Consider the following 13,667-nt stretch of genomic DNA (forward strand, 5'->3'; position numbering starts at 1 on the left):
TTATGTGGTGATGAATAGGGTTTGTTGGCTGTCGTTGCAAGCCGGGTCTCGGCCCGGCGGCCGACTCACTTTCTCTTGCCTCGCCAAGAGAAAGTAAGCAAAGAGAAGGCGAGCCAAAGACCGTGCCCCTTCGGGGTACCCTGCGCTGCTCGCGTTGTGCGGGGTCTGGCTAAACTCGGCTATCGCCTCAAACAACGCCAGCCCTGATCCGCCCAACGCTGCGCTGCTCGGCACGGCCTCAATGGCGGTGGGGATCGGACTACCGCTCGCGTCAGCATCCGCTCCGGCGCGCGTGTCTTCGGTCTTGGTATTGGGCTTGGGCTTGGTATTGCTCCCCCACGCCCGTGTGCGCGTGCCGAGGAGCGCAGCAGCAGGCGGAAAAAGCGGGCCGCTTGTTTGAGGCGATAGCCGAGTTTGCGGCCAGCCCGCCTGTTGCGAGCACCGCAGGTTGCCCGTAGCGCAGCGGAGGGACACGCGCACCCGGGTCGCCTTTTCTTTGGTTCGTTTCTTTTGGCGAAGCAAAAGAAATGAACTCGGCCGCCGGGCCGAGACCCGGCCTGCCACGAAAGCAAAAGCAGATAACAAAGAGAGGCTGGTCCGCCAAGCAAAGCCAGAGCAAAACATCAAGCGTTGTCCTGCAAAATCATCTCCGAAGCCTTCTCCGCCACCATCATCACCGGCCCATTCGTATTGCCAGACGTGACAGAAGGAAACACCGAAGCATCGACAACGCGCAAAGAGGCAATGCCATGCACCCGCAAGCGCGCATCCACCACCGAAGCAGCCGGATCCACCCCCATCGCACAGGTGCAAGACGCGTGGTACACAGAGCCTGCGCGCGCCCGGAAGTCCTTCAATATATCCGCATCCGACTGCACCGAGACCCCCGGCAAATGCTCGCTTTGCAACACATCGCACAAGGGCTTGCTGTTGGCAATGCTGCGCACCATGCGTGAGCCTTCCACGATGTCGCGCAGGTCGTGCTCGGTCGTCAAAAAGTGGGTTTCAATCTTGGGTTTGTCCAAGGGGTTGGACGAGGTGATGGTCACACTGCCGCGGCTGGTGGGCACGCAGGTGTTGAAGGAAATCAGAAAGGCCGAGAACGGATCGGGGTTGGTGATCTTGAAGCGCCCGGGGACGATGGTGGCCGCGCTGTAGCTGATGGGGTTGAAGTACAGATGCAGATTGGGCCGCTCCAGGCCCGGGCGGCTGCGCACAAAGGCGCCAGCCTGGTTCACGCTCATGCCCAGCGGGCCTTTGCGGGTGAAGAGGTAGCGCACACCCGCCCACAGCTTGCCATACCAGGGGTAGAGCTTGTCGTTGAGCGTGGGTACGCGCGACTTGAAGAAGTAGGACACGCACAGATGGTCCTGCAGGCCCTGGCCCACACGCGGCGCATGCAGCACCAGGGGCACGCCCACGCGCGCCAAATGTTCGCTGTCGCCAATGCCGGAGAGTTGCAAGAGTTGGGGCGAGTTGATGGCGCCACCCGACAGAATGACTTCCTTGGCCGCGGTAAAGGTCTGCAGTGCGCCGTTCACCAGGCACTCCACACCCACGGCCTTTTTGTTCTCCAGCAGCACGCGGGTGGCGTGGGCCCGGGTTTTGAGCGTCAGGTTGCTGCGCTTCAGTGCCGGGCGCAAAAAGGCGTTGGAGCTGGACTCGCGCACGCCACCGCGAATCGTCATCTGCCACAGGCCAAAACCTTCTTTCAGCTCGCCATTGAAATCTTCGGTGCGGGCATAGCCCAGGTTCTTGCCGGCTTGCAAAAAACGCTCGCACAAGGGGTGCACCTGGTCCTTGAAATCGCTCACGCGCAACTCGCCACCGGCACCGTGGTGGTCGGAGGCGCCAAAGATGTGGTCTTCGTGTTTCTTGAAGTAGGGCAGCACATCTTTCCAGGCCCAGCCGGTGTTTCCTGCGGCGGCCCAGTCGTCGTAGTCGCCCTGCTGGCCGCGGATGTAGACCATGGCATTGAGCGAGCTGCTGCCGCCCAGCACCTTGCCACGTGGCCAGAAGGAGGCGCGCTGGTTCAGGGCCGGGTCGGGTTGGGTGGTGTACATCCAGTTGTATGTGGGGTCGGCAAAGGTCAGGCCGTAGCCCAGGGGCACCTGAATCAAGGGGCTGCGGTCGGATCCGCCAGCCTCCAGCAGCAGCACCCGGTCTTTGCCGCTGGCAGACAGGCGGTTGGCCAGCACACAGCCGGCTGAGCCTGCGCCCACGATGATGTAGTCGAATGCGTTCATAGAGTGGGGCAATCAGTTCGGTGCGGTCGTAGCATGGGCGGCAATTGCGCATACTATGACCTGAATTGCATGCCATCAATGCAGCCGGTTTGAGTAATTGCACATTTGAGGGACTAGACACCGTTGCCCGCCGACAACCTGATCACCACCGCCTGCTTCCAGGACACCCGCAAACCACGCTACCTGGCCATTGCCGATGAACTGGCCCAAGCCATTCTGAACGGCCAGTTGCCCACCGGTGAGCGCCTGCCGCCGCAGCGCAAGCTGGCGCAGCGCCTGTCAGTGACAGCTGGCACGGTCAGCCATGCCTATGCCCTTCTGGAGCAGCGTGGCCTGGCCACGGCGCGCGTGGGCGACGGCACCTATGTGCACGCACCGTCGCAGACGCCCAAGGTGGCGGACAGTGCCACACCGGTGGACCTGGCCCACAACGTGGCCATCCCCACGCAAGACGGGGCTGCCTTGGCCAGCTACCTGCAGCGCCTGGCACTGGACGAACGGGCGCTGGGCGAGGTACTGAGCTACCAGCCCGAGCTGGGTCACATGCGCCACCGCCAGGCGGGCGCCCAATGGCTGCGGCGCTTTGGCACCACGGGGGATGCCAACCGGGTGATGGTGACGCATGGTGCGCAGCATGGCCTCTCGTGCGTCCTGCGCACGCTGGCTCGCCCTGGGGATGCGGTGCTGACCGAGTCGCTCAGCTACGCGGGCTTGCAGGCGCAGGCGCGCCTCATGCGCTTGCAGTTGGTGGGCATTGAGATGGATGCCGAGGGCATGCTGCCCGACGCGCTGGACCATGCCGCCCGCCATATTGATGCCAAGCTGCTGTACTGCTCGCCCAGCCTGCACAACCCCAGCAACGCCAGCATGTCCATGCGCAGGCGCGAGCTCATTGCCCAGGTGGCGCGGCGCCACAACCTGCTCTTGGTTGAGGACGCGGTGCATGCCGCCGCCCAGGCGCAGCCGTTGCCAGCCCTTTCCACGCTGCTGCCTGAGCAGTCGTTTCTGTTGTCGAGCTTTTCCAAGGTGGCCGGGCCGGGTCTGCGTGTGGGGTATGTAGAGGCTGCGCCGCAATGGCTTAGCAAGCTGGCGGCCAGCATGCGGGCTGATTGCTGGATGGTGGCGCCGCTGATGCCCGACATCGTGAGCGACTGGATAGAGAGCGGTGTGGCCGAGCAACTGATTGCCGCGCAACGTGCTGCCATCGCTCAGCGCCTGGCCTTGGCACTGCCGCTGCTGCAGAGCCTGGACTATTGCAGCGACCCCGAGTCACCACTCATCTGGTTGCCCTTGCCTGAACCCTGGCGCGCCGGTCCGTTTTCTGCCGCCCTGCGCCAGGCCGGAGTCCTGGTGCGCACAGCCGACCACTTCGCCGTGGGCCGCGCGCCTGCGCCACATGCGGTGCGCATCAGCCTGAATGCGGCGAAGTCGGGTGCCGAGGTTGAAACCGGGCTGCGCACGCTGGTGGGCGTGCTGCGGGGCTTGCCCACGGCACAACCCTGACGCGCTACAGAAGCTCCAGGGACACTCCGTATTCCAGCGCCGCGTCCAGCACGGTGCCGAGCTGGTCGTGGGCGTAGGTACTGAACACATAGATGTCAAACGCGTCCGTGTCCAGGCGGTGCAGCATGCTGGGCACGTGGTGGGTGCCGGTGAGCGCCACGTCGCCGATGGGAAAGGTGGACTCACGCAGGTCCAGTGCGAAAAGCTTGCCCAGGGTGCTGCGGCACTGCGCGCCGGTGATGCGGATGCGGCAGCGCGCCTGGCTGAGGTCGGTGACTGCACCGGTGTCCGCGCCAATGCTGGTGCGCAAGAGGGCTGTGCGGTCGGTGGCATCGTCGCCCACCAAGACAAACTCTTCCGGGCCGGTGCGCATCAAGAGGCCCAGCTCGGTCTGCACGGACTTGCCGGTGTGCACGGGCAGGGTGCTGCCGAAGACGGAGGACATGCTTTGCAGCAGGCCGGGCAGGCCGCTGATCCAGGTGCTGATGAGCGTGACGCTGGGCAGCATGCTGGCCGAAAGTTGCACGCCTACCTGGCCGGCCTGGTTGGGGCGTGGGCCTGTCGAGTGACCCTCGAAGGGAGAGCGCACATGCGCGCTGGGAAGTGTTGGTTCAACCACGGTAACGGTTTCCTTCTGGATCGAGGAAGCAGGGTTCTACCACCTTGAGTTTGTATTGGCGCCCATGCACTGGCGAGGCAGCTACCACGGTCTGGCCGACGCGGGTGGTTCCCCCTTGCAGCAGGCCCAGGGCAATCGCCTTGCCCATGGATTTGCTGTAGGTGGTGCTCGTGATGTGGCCGCGACCATGCCCCTTGATCTCGTCATCGGCAAAGAACAGGATGGCGCCGTTGTTGGGCGGCTCGTTGGCGTCCAGCGCCTCCAGGCCCACCAGCGTGGGGCGGTTGGGCCGCTGCAGCACTTCGCTGTGGCGCAGGGCGTCGCCCCAGAAGGGTTTGAGCTGGCTGGCCATCTTGCCTGCACCCACATCGTCCAGGGTGGTGCGGCCATCCATCTCCGAGCCCACCACATGGCCTTTTTCGATGCGCAGCGAACCCAGTGCTTCCAGGCCGTAGCTGCCCAGCTTCCAGGGCTTGCCCATCTCCATCAGATGGTCCCAGACCGCGCGGCCATGGTGGGTGGGCGTGTAGACCTCGTAGGCCATCTCACCCGAGAAGGTCAGGCGGATGATGCGCACCTTCACGCCGGCCATGGCACCTTCCAGCATGGCATCCACCACGCCCATGAAGGGAAAGGACTCGTTGTCGAAGTTGATGCTGGGGAAGGCCGCACGCATGACCTCGCGCACCGGCCGCCCGGCTACGCTCATGGCAGCCCACTGGTCGGAAATGGAGGCCACAGTCACCCGCAGCTCCGGCCACACCACCTGCAGCAAGAACTCCAGATGGCTCATGACGCGGGCCGCTTGGGCCGTGGTGGTGGTCATGAAGAATTCGGTCTCGCTGATGCGGCTGGTGGTGCCGTCGTCCATGACGATGCCGTCTTCGCGCAGCATGAAGCCGTAGCGGGCTTTGCCGATACCCAGCTTGGCAAAGCCGTTCACATACACGCGGTTCAGGAACTCGGCCGCATCTGGCCCCTGCACATCAATTTTGCCCAGGGTGGATACATCGGCCATGCCAACACCTTCGCGCACGATGTCCATCTCGGCCTTGTAGGCCTCGGACAGGTTGGCGCCATGGGTCTGGTACCACAGCGGGCGCATCCAGTAGCCGGCCTCCATCATCTGGCCGCCGTTGTCCAGATGCCAGTCGTGCATGGCGGTGCGGCGTACCGGCGCCAGGTGGCTGCGCACGCTGCGCCCGGCAATCGTGCCGATGGTGGCCGGCGTGTAGGGTGGGCGGAAGGTCGTGGTGCCCACATCTGCAATCGCCATACCGCGCTTGCTGGCCATCAGGGCTAAGGCGTTCAGGTTGGAGGTCTTGCCCTGGTCGGTGCCCATGCCCTGGGTGGTGTAGCGCTTGAGGTGCTCCACCGACTGGTAGCCCTCCAGATGCGCCAGGGCCACATCGTCGGTGGCCACATCGTTCTGGAAATCAATAAAACTCTTGTCCACAGGCTTGGCTGTGGCAATGGGCGGGATGCTGGTGAAGGCCATGTAGGCGTCGCTGGAATCCGGCGCGCGCGGGGCGTCGCCGCTGATGGCTTTGCCACAGACCTGTGCTGCCTGGCGCGCCGCTTCCCAGCCGCTCTGGATGGCCGCCGTCATGGTCTGCGTGCCCAGCATGCTGCCTGCGCCAAAGTGCGCCACGTCAAAGCCGCCCGGCACAAAGCTGCACAGCTCGGGCTTGTAGACCGGGCGTATGCCGCGGTGCGAGGTCAGATGCACGGACGGCGTCCAGCCGCCGGACATGGCCAGCAGGTCTACCGTTTGGCTGGCTTGGGTCTGGCCGAGCGCGCCGGTGGCAATGTCGTAGGAAGCCAGTGCGCACTGGTTCACGCGCGCGGCACCCGTGGCCTGCACCACTGCCGTGGCGGTGCGCACATCAATTCCTGCGGCCCGGGCGCTTTCCACCAGGCCGGTATTGACCTGCTTGCGCAAGTCAGCCAGCGTGACCTGGGCCCCGGCCTTGGCCAGCGCCATGGCATCGGCGTAGGCGGCGTCGTTGTTGGTGTTGAAGACGGCCTGCTTGCCAGCCATCACCGCATAGCGGTTGGCATAGGTGCCCACCGCACTGCTGAGCATCACGCCCGGCCTGTCGTTGCCCGCAAATAGCAGCGGACGCTCCAGTGCGCCGCAGGCCATGACCACGCTTTTGCAGCGCAGGATGTGCAGGCGCTGGCGTGGCACGCCGCGCGCCGCGTCGGCTACGCCGGGGGCGCTGCGCTCCATCACGCCCACGGTGTTGCCGTCGAACAGGCCGAAGCCGGTGGCGCGGTTCATCAGGGTGACCTTGCTGTGGGACTGCAGTTCGTCCAGGGTGCTCTTGAGCCACTGTGCTTCCGGGCTGTTGATGGCGTGGTTCAAGAGTGAACCGCCGTATTCAAAATCCTGCTCCACCAGCGTCACATCCAATCCGGCGCGGGCGGCTCCCAATGCGGCTGTCAAGCCTGCGGGGCCGGAGCCAACCACCAGCACATCGGGGAATCCATGGTGCCAGTCGTAGCGGTCCGGGTCGGGCAACTCGGTCGCTTTGCCCAGGCCGGCCGCCTTGCGGATGAAGTGCTCAAAAAACATCCAGCCCTTGAGCGAGGGCATGAAGGTCTTGTAATAAAAGCCCGCCACAAAAATGGAAGACAGCTTGTTGTTCACCGCCATCAGATCGAACGCGACGGAGGGCCAGGCGTTTTGCGTGCGGGCCACCACGCTGCTGTGGGTTTCTATGACCGTGGCCGCAATATTCGGTTCTGTTGTTGCGCCACTGCCCAGCGTCAGCAGGGCATTGGGTTCTTCCACGCCGGCTGCCACGATGCCGCGTGGGCGGTGGTATTTGAAGGAGCGCGCTACCAGGTGCTTGCCATGCGCCAGCAGCGTGGCGGCCACGGTGTCGCCTGCGTAGCCAGTGAGGCTTTGGCCGTCGAAGGAGATGGTGACTGGCTGGCTGCGGTCTATGCGGCCGCCCTGCGCCGTGCGGAATGCGCCGGCTTGTGTGGGGTTGCTCATGCGGTGGCTTTCTTGCCTGCGGCCGGGCCGGTGGTGGGGGCGGGGCTAGTGGCGCCCAGGGGGCGGTTGCGTGCGGGCATGACTTCGAGGATGTCGTGGGTGATGGTGTTGCGTTTGACTACCAGCCAGCGGCGGCAGGCGAGGGTGTGTTGCCAGAATTCATAGTGCTCGCCCTTGGGGTTGTTGCGGGTGTAGACGGCTTCTACCCAGCCTGCGTGGTTTTCTTTTTCCAGTCCGGGGTAGGTTTTGGTGGCGTCGCCGAAGTAGCTGAATTCTTCGTGGTCGCGCTCGCCGCAGTTTGGGCAGGTGATTCTTAGCATATTGCTTTGTTTGTGATGTTGGTGGTTGCGTGGCAAGCCGGGTCTCGGCCCGGCGGCCGACTCACTTTCTCTTGCTTCGCCAAGAGAAAGTGAGCAATGAGAAGGCGAGCCAAAGTCCGTGCCGCTGCGCGGTACCCTGCGCTGCTCGCGTTGGGCGGGGTCTGGCTAAACTCGCTTCGCTCAAACAACGCCAGCCCTGATCCGCCCAACGCTGCGCTGCTCGGCACGGCCTCAATGGCGTGGGGGAGCGGACTACCGCTCGCTCCAGCATTCGCTCCGGCGCGCGTGTCTTCGGTATTGGTATTGGGCTTGGTATTGCTTCCCCACGCCCGTGTGGCTGCGCCGAGCAGCGCAGCGGAGCGCGGAAAAAGCGGGACGCTTGTTTGAGCCCGTAGGGCGAGTTTGCGGACCGCCCGCGCGGAGTGAGCAGCGCAGGTTGCCCCGTAGCGCAGCGAAGGGGTCGCAGACACCAGGGTCGCCTTTTCTTTGGTTCGTTTCTTTTGGCGAAGCAAAAGAAATGAACTCGGCCGCCGGGCCGAGACCCGGCTTGCCACGAAAGAAAAACCATCAAACAAAGAGGACATCACTGCAAGTGGTTATAAGGCCCATACCCCGCCTCATCGATATACCGCCCCTTCTCAAACCGATCCATCGTGAATCCGGCGTTATAGGCATGCGGCGAGTCGTTGGCAATCGTGTGCGCAAAACACCAGCCAGAAGCGGGAGTGGCTTTAAACCCGCCATAACACCACCCCCCATTCAAATACAAACCAGGCACAGGCGTCGTCGTAATAATGGGCGACCCATCCGGCGTCATATCCATAATCCCGCCCCAGCTACGCAACAAGCGCAGCCGCGCCGCAAACGGCACCATACTCACCAGGCCCTGCATGGTCTCACCCCAGTTGGCCAGGTTGCCGCGCTGCGCATACGAGTTGTAGCGGTCAATATGTCCGCCAAAGACGAGGCCGCCCTTGTCGGATTGCGAGACGTAAAAGTAGGTGGCACTCCACACCACCACGTGGTTCACCACCGGCTTGATGGACTCGCTCACAAAGGCCTGCAGCACATGGCTTTCAATCGGTAGTTTCAATCCGGCTTTTTGCGCCAGCACCGAGGTATGGCCCGCCACCGCAATGCCGACCTTGCCTGCGCTGATGTTGCCGCGGTTGGTCTTCACCCCCACAATCCTCTCGCCGGACCAGATGTAGTCCTGCACTTCGCAGTTCTGGATGATGTCCACACCCATCTGGTCGGCCGCGCGGGCATAGCCCCAGGCCACGGCGTCGTGGCGGGCGGTGCCGGCGTCGGGCTGCAGCATGCCGCCGTAAATCGGGAAGCGCGCTTGTGGCGAGTAGTCCAGGTAGGGCGCCTCCTTCATCATCTCCTCGCGCGTGAGAATTTCGGCGTTGATCCCGTTCAGGCGCATGGTGTTGGCGCGGCGCACCACGCCGTCCAGAGCCGCCTGCGAGCAGGCAGTGAACAGGTAGCCGCGCGGCGAGAACATGACGTTGTAGTTCAGGTCTTCGGACATGCCGCGCCACAGCTCCATGCTGTGCTCATAAAACGGCGTGTTCTCCTGCATCATGTAGTTGGAGCGCACGATGGTCGTGTTGCGCCCCACGTTGCCGCCGCCCACATAGCCTTTTTCCAGGATGGCAATGTTCTTGATGCCGTGGTTCTTGGCCAGGTAGTAGGCGGTGGCCAGGCCGTGGCCGCCGCCGCCTACGATGATGACGTCGTAGCTCTTCTTGGGCTCGGGGTCGCGCCAGGCGCGCTCCCAGCTCTTGTGCCCACCCATCGCATGCTTGAGCAGCGACCAGATGGAATACTTTTCTCCCGTGCGTTCGATCACTGCCATCGCTTACATCCGCATGCGTTTGGCTTCGGGGTCAAACGGCGGGTCCATCTGCAGGCGTGCCTTGCGGCGCTCGCCCAGGATTTCAATTTCCAGGTCGATGCCGTCCTTCACCAGTTCGGTAGGGATGTAGCCCTGGGCCAGCGACTGGTCCACAAAATGGCCATAGCCGCCGGAGGTCACCCAGCCCACCACCTTGCCATCGGCCCAGATCGGCTCGTCGCCCATCACATCGCAGTCCAGCGCGTCCACCACCATGAAGATGCGGGTCTTCTTGGGGCCTTCCGTTTTTTCCTTCAGGGCTGCGGCCTTGCCGATGAAGTCAGGCTTGTCGAGTTTCACAAAGCGCTCCAGGCCGGCCTCGAAAGGTCCGTAGATGGGGCGGAACTCGCGGTACCAGGTGCCGAAGTTTTTCTCCAGGCGCATGCACAGCAGTGCGCGCATGCCAAAGGGCTTGATGCCAAGGTCGGCACCGGCTTCCAGGATGCTTTCGTACAGGCGGCGCTGGTATTCAGGGGCCACCCAGATCTCGTAGCCCAGGTCGCCGGTGTAGGTGACGCGGTTGACCTTGGCTTGCACCGTGGCCACTTCCATCTCGCGGTAGTCCATGAACTTGAAGGACTCGCCCGAGACATCGTCATCGGTCAGGCGCTGCAGCAGTTCGCGCGACTTGGGGCCGGCAATCGACAGGCCAATGAGCTTCATGCCGTAGGGCGTGATGCGCACGGAGCCGTCCTTGGGCAGGTGCTGCTCGAACCAGCGCATGTGGTAGACCTGCGCCTGCGACGAGCCCCACATCATGTAGCGGTTGTCTTCGGCTTTGGCGATGGTGAAGTCGCCAATGATCTTGCCGTTCTGGTTGAGCATGGGCGTGAGCATCAGGCGGCCGGTCTTGGGCATGGTGTTGGTCATCACCTGCAGCAGCCAGGCTTCCGCCCCGGGTCCTACGATTTCGTATTTGGCGAAGTTGGCGATCTCGGTCACACCCACGCCATTGCGTACGTTCTTAACCTCGGCCTTGATGGGCTCGAAGTCATTGGAGCGGTGGAAGGACACGATGTCTTTTGCCTCTGAGCCCTTGGGAGCAAACCACAGGGGCGTCTCCATACCCCAGGAGTCGCCCATGACCGCGCCCTGTTCGATGAACTTGTCGTACAGCGGCGTGGTCTGCAGCGGGCGTGCTGCGGGCAGCTCTTCGTTGGGGAAGCGGATACGGAAGCGGCGCGAATAGTTCTCGCGTACCTTGGCATTGGTGTAGGTGCGGGTGGCCCAGTCGCCATAGCGCGCCACGTCCATGCCCCAGATGTCAAAGCCGGGGTCGCCGTCCACCATCCAGTTGGAGAGTGCCAGGCCCACGCCGCCGCCCTGGCTAAATCCAGCCATCACGCCGCAGGCGCTCCAGAAGTTGGTGCGGCCCTGCACCGGCCCCACCAGCGGGTTGCCGTCGGGTGCGAAGGTGAAGGGGCCGTTGATGACGCGCTTGATGCCTGCGTTCTCCAGCGTGGGGAAGTGTTTGAAGGCAATTTCCAGTGAGGGCGCGATGCGGTCCAGGTCGGGCTGCAGCAACTCCTGGCCAAAGCTCCAAGGTGTGTTCTTGGGGCTCCAGGGTTTGCCAGCCTGTTCGTACACGCCCAGCACCATGCCCTTGCCTTCTTGGCGCAGATAGCTCTCGGCACCGAAGTCGATGACGTGGCCGATTTCCTTGCCGGTGCTCTTGTTGAACTCCACCACTTCGGGGATGTCGTCGGTCACCAGGTACATGTGTTCCATGGCCAGCACCGGCAGCTCGATGCCCACCATGCGGCCCACCTCGCGCGCCCACAGGCCGCCGGCGTTGACCACGTGCTCGCACTCGATCACGCCCTTGTTGGTGATGACGCGCCAGTGGCCGTCGGGCTTTTGCTCCAGGCTCTCGACCTTGGTTTGCACTTCAATCGTTGCTCCCCCCAGTCGCGCGGCCTTGGCGTAGGCATAGGTGGTGCCGCTGGGGTCCAGGTGGCCTTCGTTGGGGTCGAGCAGTGCGCCCAGGAAATATTTTTCTTCGATGAAGGGGAAGTAATTCTTGGCTTCCTTGACCGAGATGATTTCGGTCTCCATGCCGAGATAGCGGCCACGGGCTACCGTCATCTTCAGGAATTCCATGCGCTCGGGCGTGTCGGCCAGCATGATGCCGGGTGACTTATGCAGGCCGCAGCTCTGGCCGGAGATGCGCTCCAACTCTTCGTACAAGGCCACGGTGTAGCTTTGCAGCATGGCCACATTGGGGTCACCGTTGAGGGTGTGAAAGCCTCCTGCCGCATGCCAGGTGGAGCCGGAGGTGAGCTGGTCACGCTCCAGCAACATCACATCACTCCAACCCTTTTTTGTCAGGTGGTACAGGACCGAGCATCCCACCACGCCGCCACCAATCACTACTACTTGTGCTGTCGTCTTCACGTTCTTGTCCTTGTCTGAAATTTAAAAATCGGTGGGCGCGCCGCCCTCGGCTTTGCGCCTGGCCACAAAGGCATCGAGCTCTTCTTCGATCGCCGGGTCCATGGCCGGGCGCTCGTAAGCGGCCAGCTCTTTTTGCCAGACCGCATTGGCCTTCTGGTAGGCGGTGGGGCTGCCGCCCTCGCTCCAGGTCTCGAAGTTGCGCCAGTCGGAAATGATGGGCGAGTAGAACGCGGTCTCGAAGCGCTCCAGCGTGTGCGCCGTGCCAAAGTAATGGCCGCCGGGCTCCACATCGCGGATGGCATCCAGACCCAGGGCGGCCGGGCTGGTGTCCAGGGGGGTGAGGAACTCGGCCACCATTTGCAGCAGGTCGCAGTCCAGCACAAATTTTTCAAAGGAAGCCGTCAGGCCACCTTCGAGCCAACCGGCGCTGTGCATGATGAAGTTGCCGCCGCCCTGCGTCAAAGCCCAGAGCGAGAACACCGACTCATAGGCCGCCTGTGCGTCCACTGTGTTGGCGGCGTTCACATTGCTGGTGCGGTAGGGCACGCCGTACTTGCGGCAGAGCTGGCCACCGGCCAGCACGGCCTTCATGTACTCGGGCGTGCCGAAAGCGGGGGCGCCGGTCTTCATGTCCACATTGCTGGTGAAGCCGCCGTACACCACCGGCGCGCCAGGGCGCACCAGCTGGGTGAAGGCAATGCCGGCCAGGGCTTCGGCGTTCTGCTGCACCAGGGCACCGGCAATGGTCACGGGCGCCATGGCACCGGCCAGGGTGAAGGGCGTGAGCATCACGATCTGGTTGCGTGAGGACATCTCCATGATGCCCTGCAGCATGGGCGTGTCCAGGCGCCGCGGCGAGTTGCTGTTGATGATGGTGAACAGCGAGGGCTCAGCCTCGAACTGCTCGTGGCTGATGCCACGCGCAATGCGGGCAATCTCCATGCCGTCGCGGTTGCGCTCCTTGCCCAGGGAGTAGGCGTGAAAAGGCTTGTCGGTCAGCTTGGCAATGTCGGAGAGGCAGTCCAGGTGGCGGATGCTGGCGTGCAGGTCCACCGGCTCCACCGGATAGCCACCGGTGCAGCTGATGATGTCATAGCGCTGGGCCAGCTTGACCAGGTTGCGGAAGTCCTGCTGGTTGCCTGCGCGCCGACCGCCTTGCATGTCCGAGCAATTGGGCGGGCTGGCCACCTGGGCGAATGCCAGGTTCTTGCCACCGATGCGGATGTTGCGCTCGGGGTTGCGCGCATGCAGGGTGAATTCGGAGGGGCAGGTCTTGATCGTCTCCATGATCATGTTGCGGTCAAAACGCACGCGCTCCACGCCGTCTTTCACATCGGCACCGGCTTTTTTCAGGATGGCGCGGGCGCCCTCGTGCATGAAGTCAATGCCCATTTCTTCGAGCACGGTAAGCGAGGCGTTGTGGATGGATTCCAGCTCGTCTTCGGAGACCACCGGCGAGGGTGGGAAGCGGTGCTTCAGCGAGCGGTATTGGGTGGTGGAGAGGGCTGCGCGAACGGTGCCACTGCCGCGGCCACCCCGTCTGCGGGGACCGGCGGTGCGGCCTGTAACTTCATCTGACATTATTGGAGGTCTCCAGTGGCTTTTGAAACATCAAAAAACATTATCTGGCCAAAGGATTGTGAGGCTCGGATGATGTTTTTACGGCCAACGAGTGAGTTTT

General features: G+C 63.3%; 8 protein-coding genes. 1 reads left to right on the forward strand and 7 read right to left on the reverse strand.

All coding sequences use genetic code 11. From position 1 onward, the window contains the following. Positions 1-623: 623 nt before the first annotated feature. Complete coding sequence (locus DIC66_RS00250) at positions 624-2,246, reverse strand: GMC family oxidoreductase (RefSeq protein ID WP_117172913.1); 1,623 nt, start codon at positions 2,244-2,246, stop codon at positions 624-626. A 123-nt stretch (positions 2,247-2,369) separates the two neighbouring features. Between DIC66_RS00250 and DIC66_RS00255 the strand changes: the two genes are divergently transcribed. Then, positions 2,370-3,749: an aminotransferase-like domain-containing protein gene (locus DIC66_RS00255; protein WP_117172915.1), complete on the forward strand. Its 1,380-nt coding sequence runs from the start codon at positions 2,370-2,372 to the stop codon at positions 3,747-3,749. Positions 3,750-3,753: 4 nt separating this feature from the next. On the opposite strand, the gene DIC66_RS00260 is transcribed toward DIC66_RS00255, so the two are convergent. The 6 genes from DIC66_RS00260 to DIC66_RS00285 all read right to left on the reverse strand — a co-directional run bounded on the left by DIC66_RS00260 (position 3,754) and on the right by DIC66_RS00285 (position 13,567). Beyond that, a complete protein-coding gene (locus tag DIC66_RS00260) occupies positions 3,754-4,368 on the reverse strand; it encodes a sarcosine oxidase subunit gamma (RefSeq protein ID WP_147321210.1) in 615 nt (204 codons plus the stop codon). Then, positions 4,361-7,372 (reverse strand): sarcosine oxidase subunit alpha family protein, encoded by a 3,012-nt coding sequence (locus DIC66_RS00265; RefSeq protein ID WP_117172919.1) that lies wholly within the window; start codon positions 7,370-7,372, stop codon positions 4,361-4,363. The genes DIC66_RS00260 and DIC66_RS00265 overlap by 8 nt, the downstream gene beginning before the upstream one ends. Beyond that, complete coding sequence (locus tag DIC66_RS00270; protein ID WP_117172921.1) at positions 7,369-7,692, reverse strand: sarcosine oxidase subunit delta; 324 nt, start codon at positions 7,690-7,692, stop codon at positions 7,369-7,371. Before DIC66_RS00270 ends, DIC66_RS00265 begins: the two co-directional genes overlap by 4 nt. 583 nt (positions 7,693-8,275) lie before the next feature. Next, positions 8,276-9,553: a sarcosine oxidase subunit beta family protein gene (locus DIC66_RS00275; RefSeq protein ID WP_117172923.1), complete on the reverse strand. Its 1,278-nt coding sequence runs from the start codon at positions 9,551-9,553 to the stop codon at positions 8,276-8,278. A 3-nt stretch (positions 9,554-9,556) separates the two neighbouring features. Next, complete coding sequence (locus DIC66_RS00280) at positions 9,557-11,986, reverse strand: GcvT family protein (RefSeq protein WP_117172925.1); 2,430 nt, start codon at positions 11,984-11,986, stop codon at positions 9,557-9,559. A gap of 21 nt (positions 11,987-12,007) precedes the next feature. Next, positions 12,008-13,567 (reverse strand): trimethylamine methyltransferase family protein, encoded by a 1,560-nt coding sequence (locus DIC66_RS00285; protein WP_117172927.1) that lies wholly within the window; start codon positions 13,565-13,567, stop codon positions 12,008-12,010. Between the last annotated feature and the right edge of the window lie 100 nt (positions 13,568-13,667).

It is taken from the genome of Rhodoferax lacus, assembly GCF_003415675.1.
GTDB classification, from domain to species: domain Bacteria; phylum Pseudomonadota; class Gammaproteobacteria; order Burkholderiales; family Burkholderiaceae_C; genus Allorhodoferax; species Allorhodoferax lacus.

Excerpts from the sequence above, each read along its gene's own strand:
- DIC66_RS00270 (WP_117172921.1), bottom strand. The coding sequence starts at position 7,692 with ATGCTAAGAATCACCTGCCCAAACTGCGGCGAGCGCGACCACGAAGAA.
- DIC66_RS00265 (WP_117172919.1), bottom strand. The coding sequence starts at position 7,372 with ATGAGCAACCCCACACAAGCCGGCGCATTCCGCACGGCGCAGGGCGGC.
- DIC66_RS00285 (WP_117172927.1), bottom strand. The coding sequence starts at position 13,567 with ATGTCAGATGAAGTTACAGGCCGCACCGCCGGTCCCCGCAGACGGGGT.
- DIC66_RS00250 (WP_117172913.1), bottom strand. The coding sequence starts at position 2,246 with ATGAACGCATTCGACTACATCATCGTGGGCGCAGGCTCAGCCGGCTGT.
- DIC66_RS00275 (WP_117172923.1), bottom strand. The coding sequence starts at position 9,553 with ATGGCAGTGATCGAACGCACGGGAGAAAAGTATTCCATCTGGTCGCTG.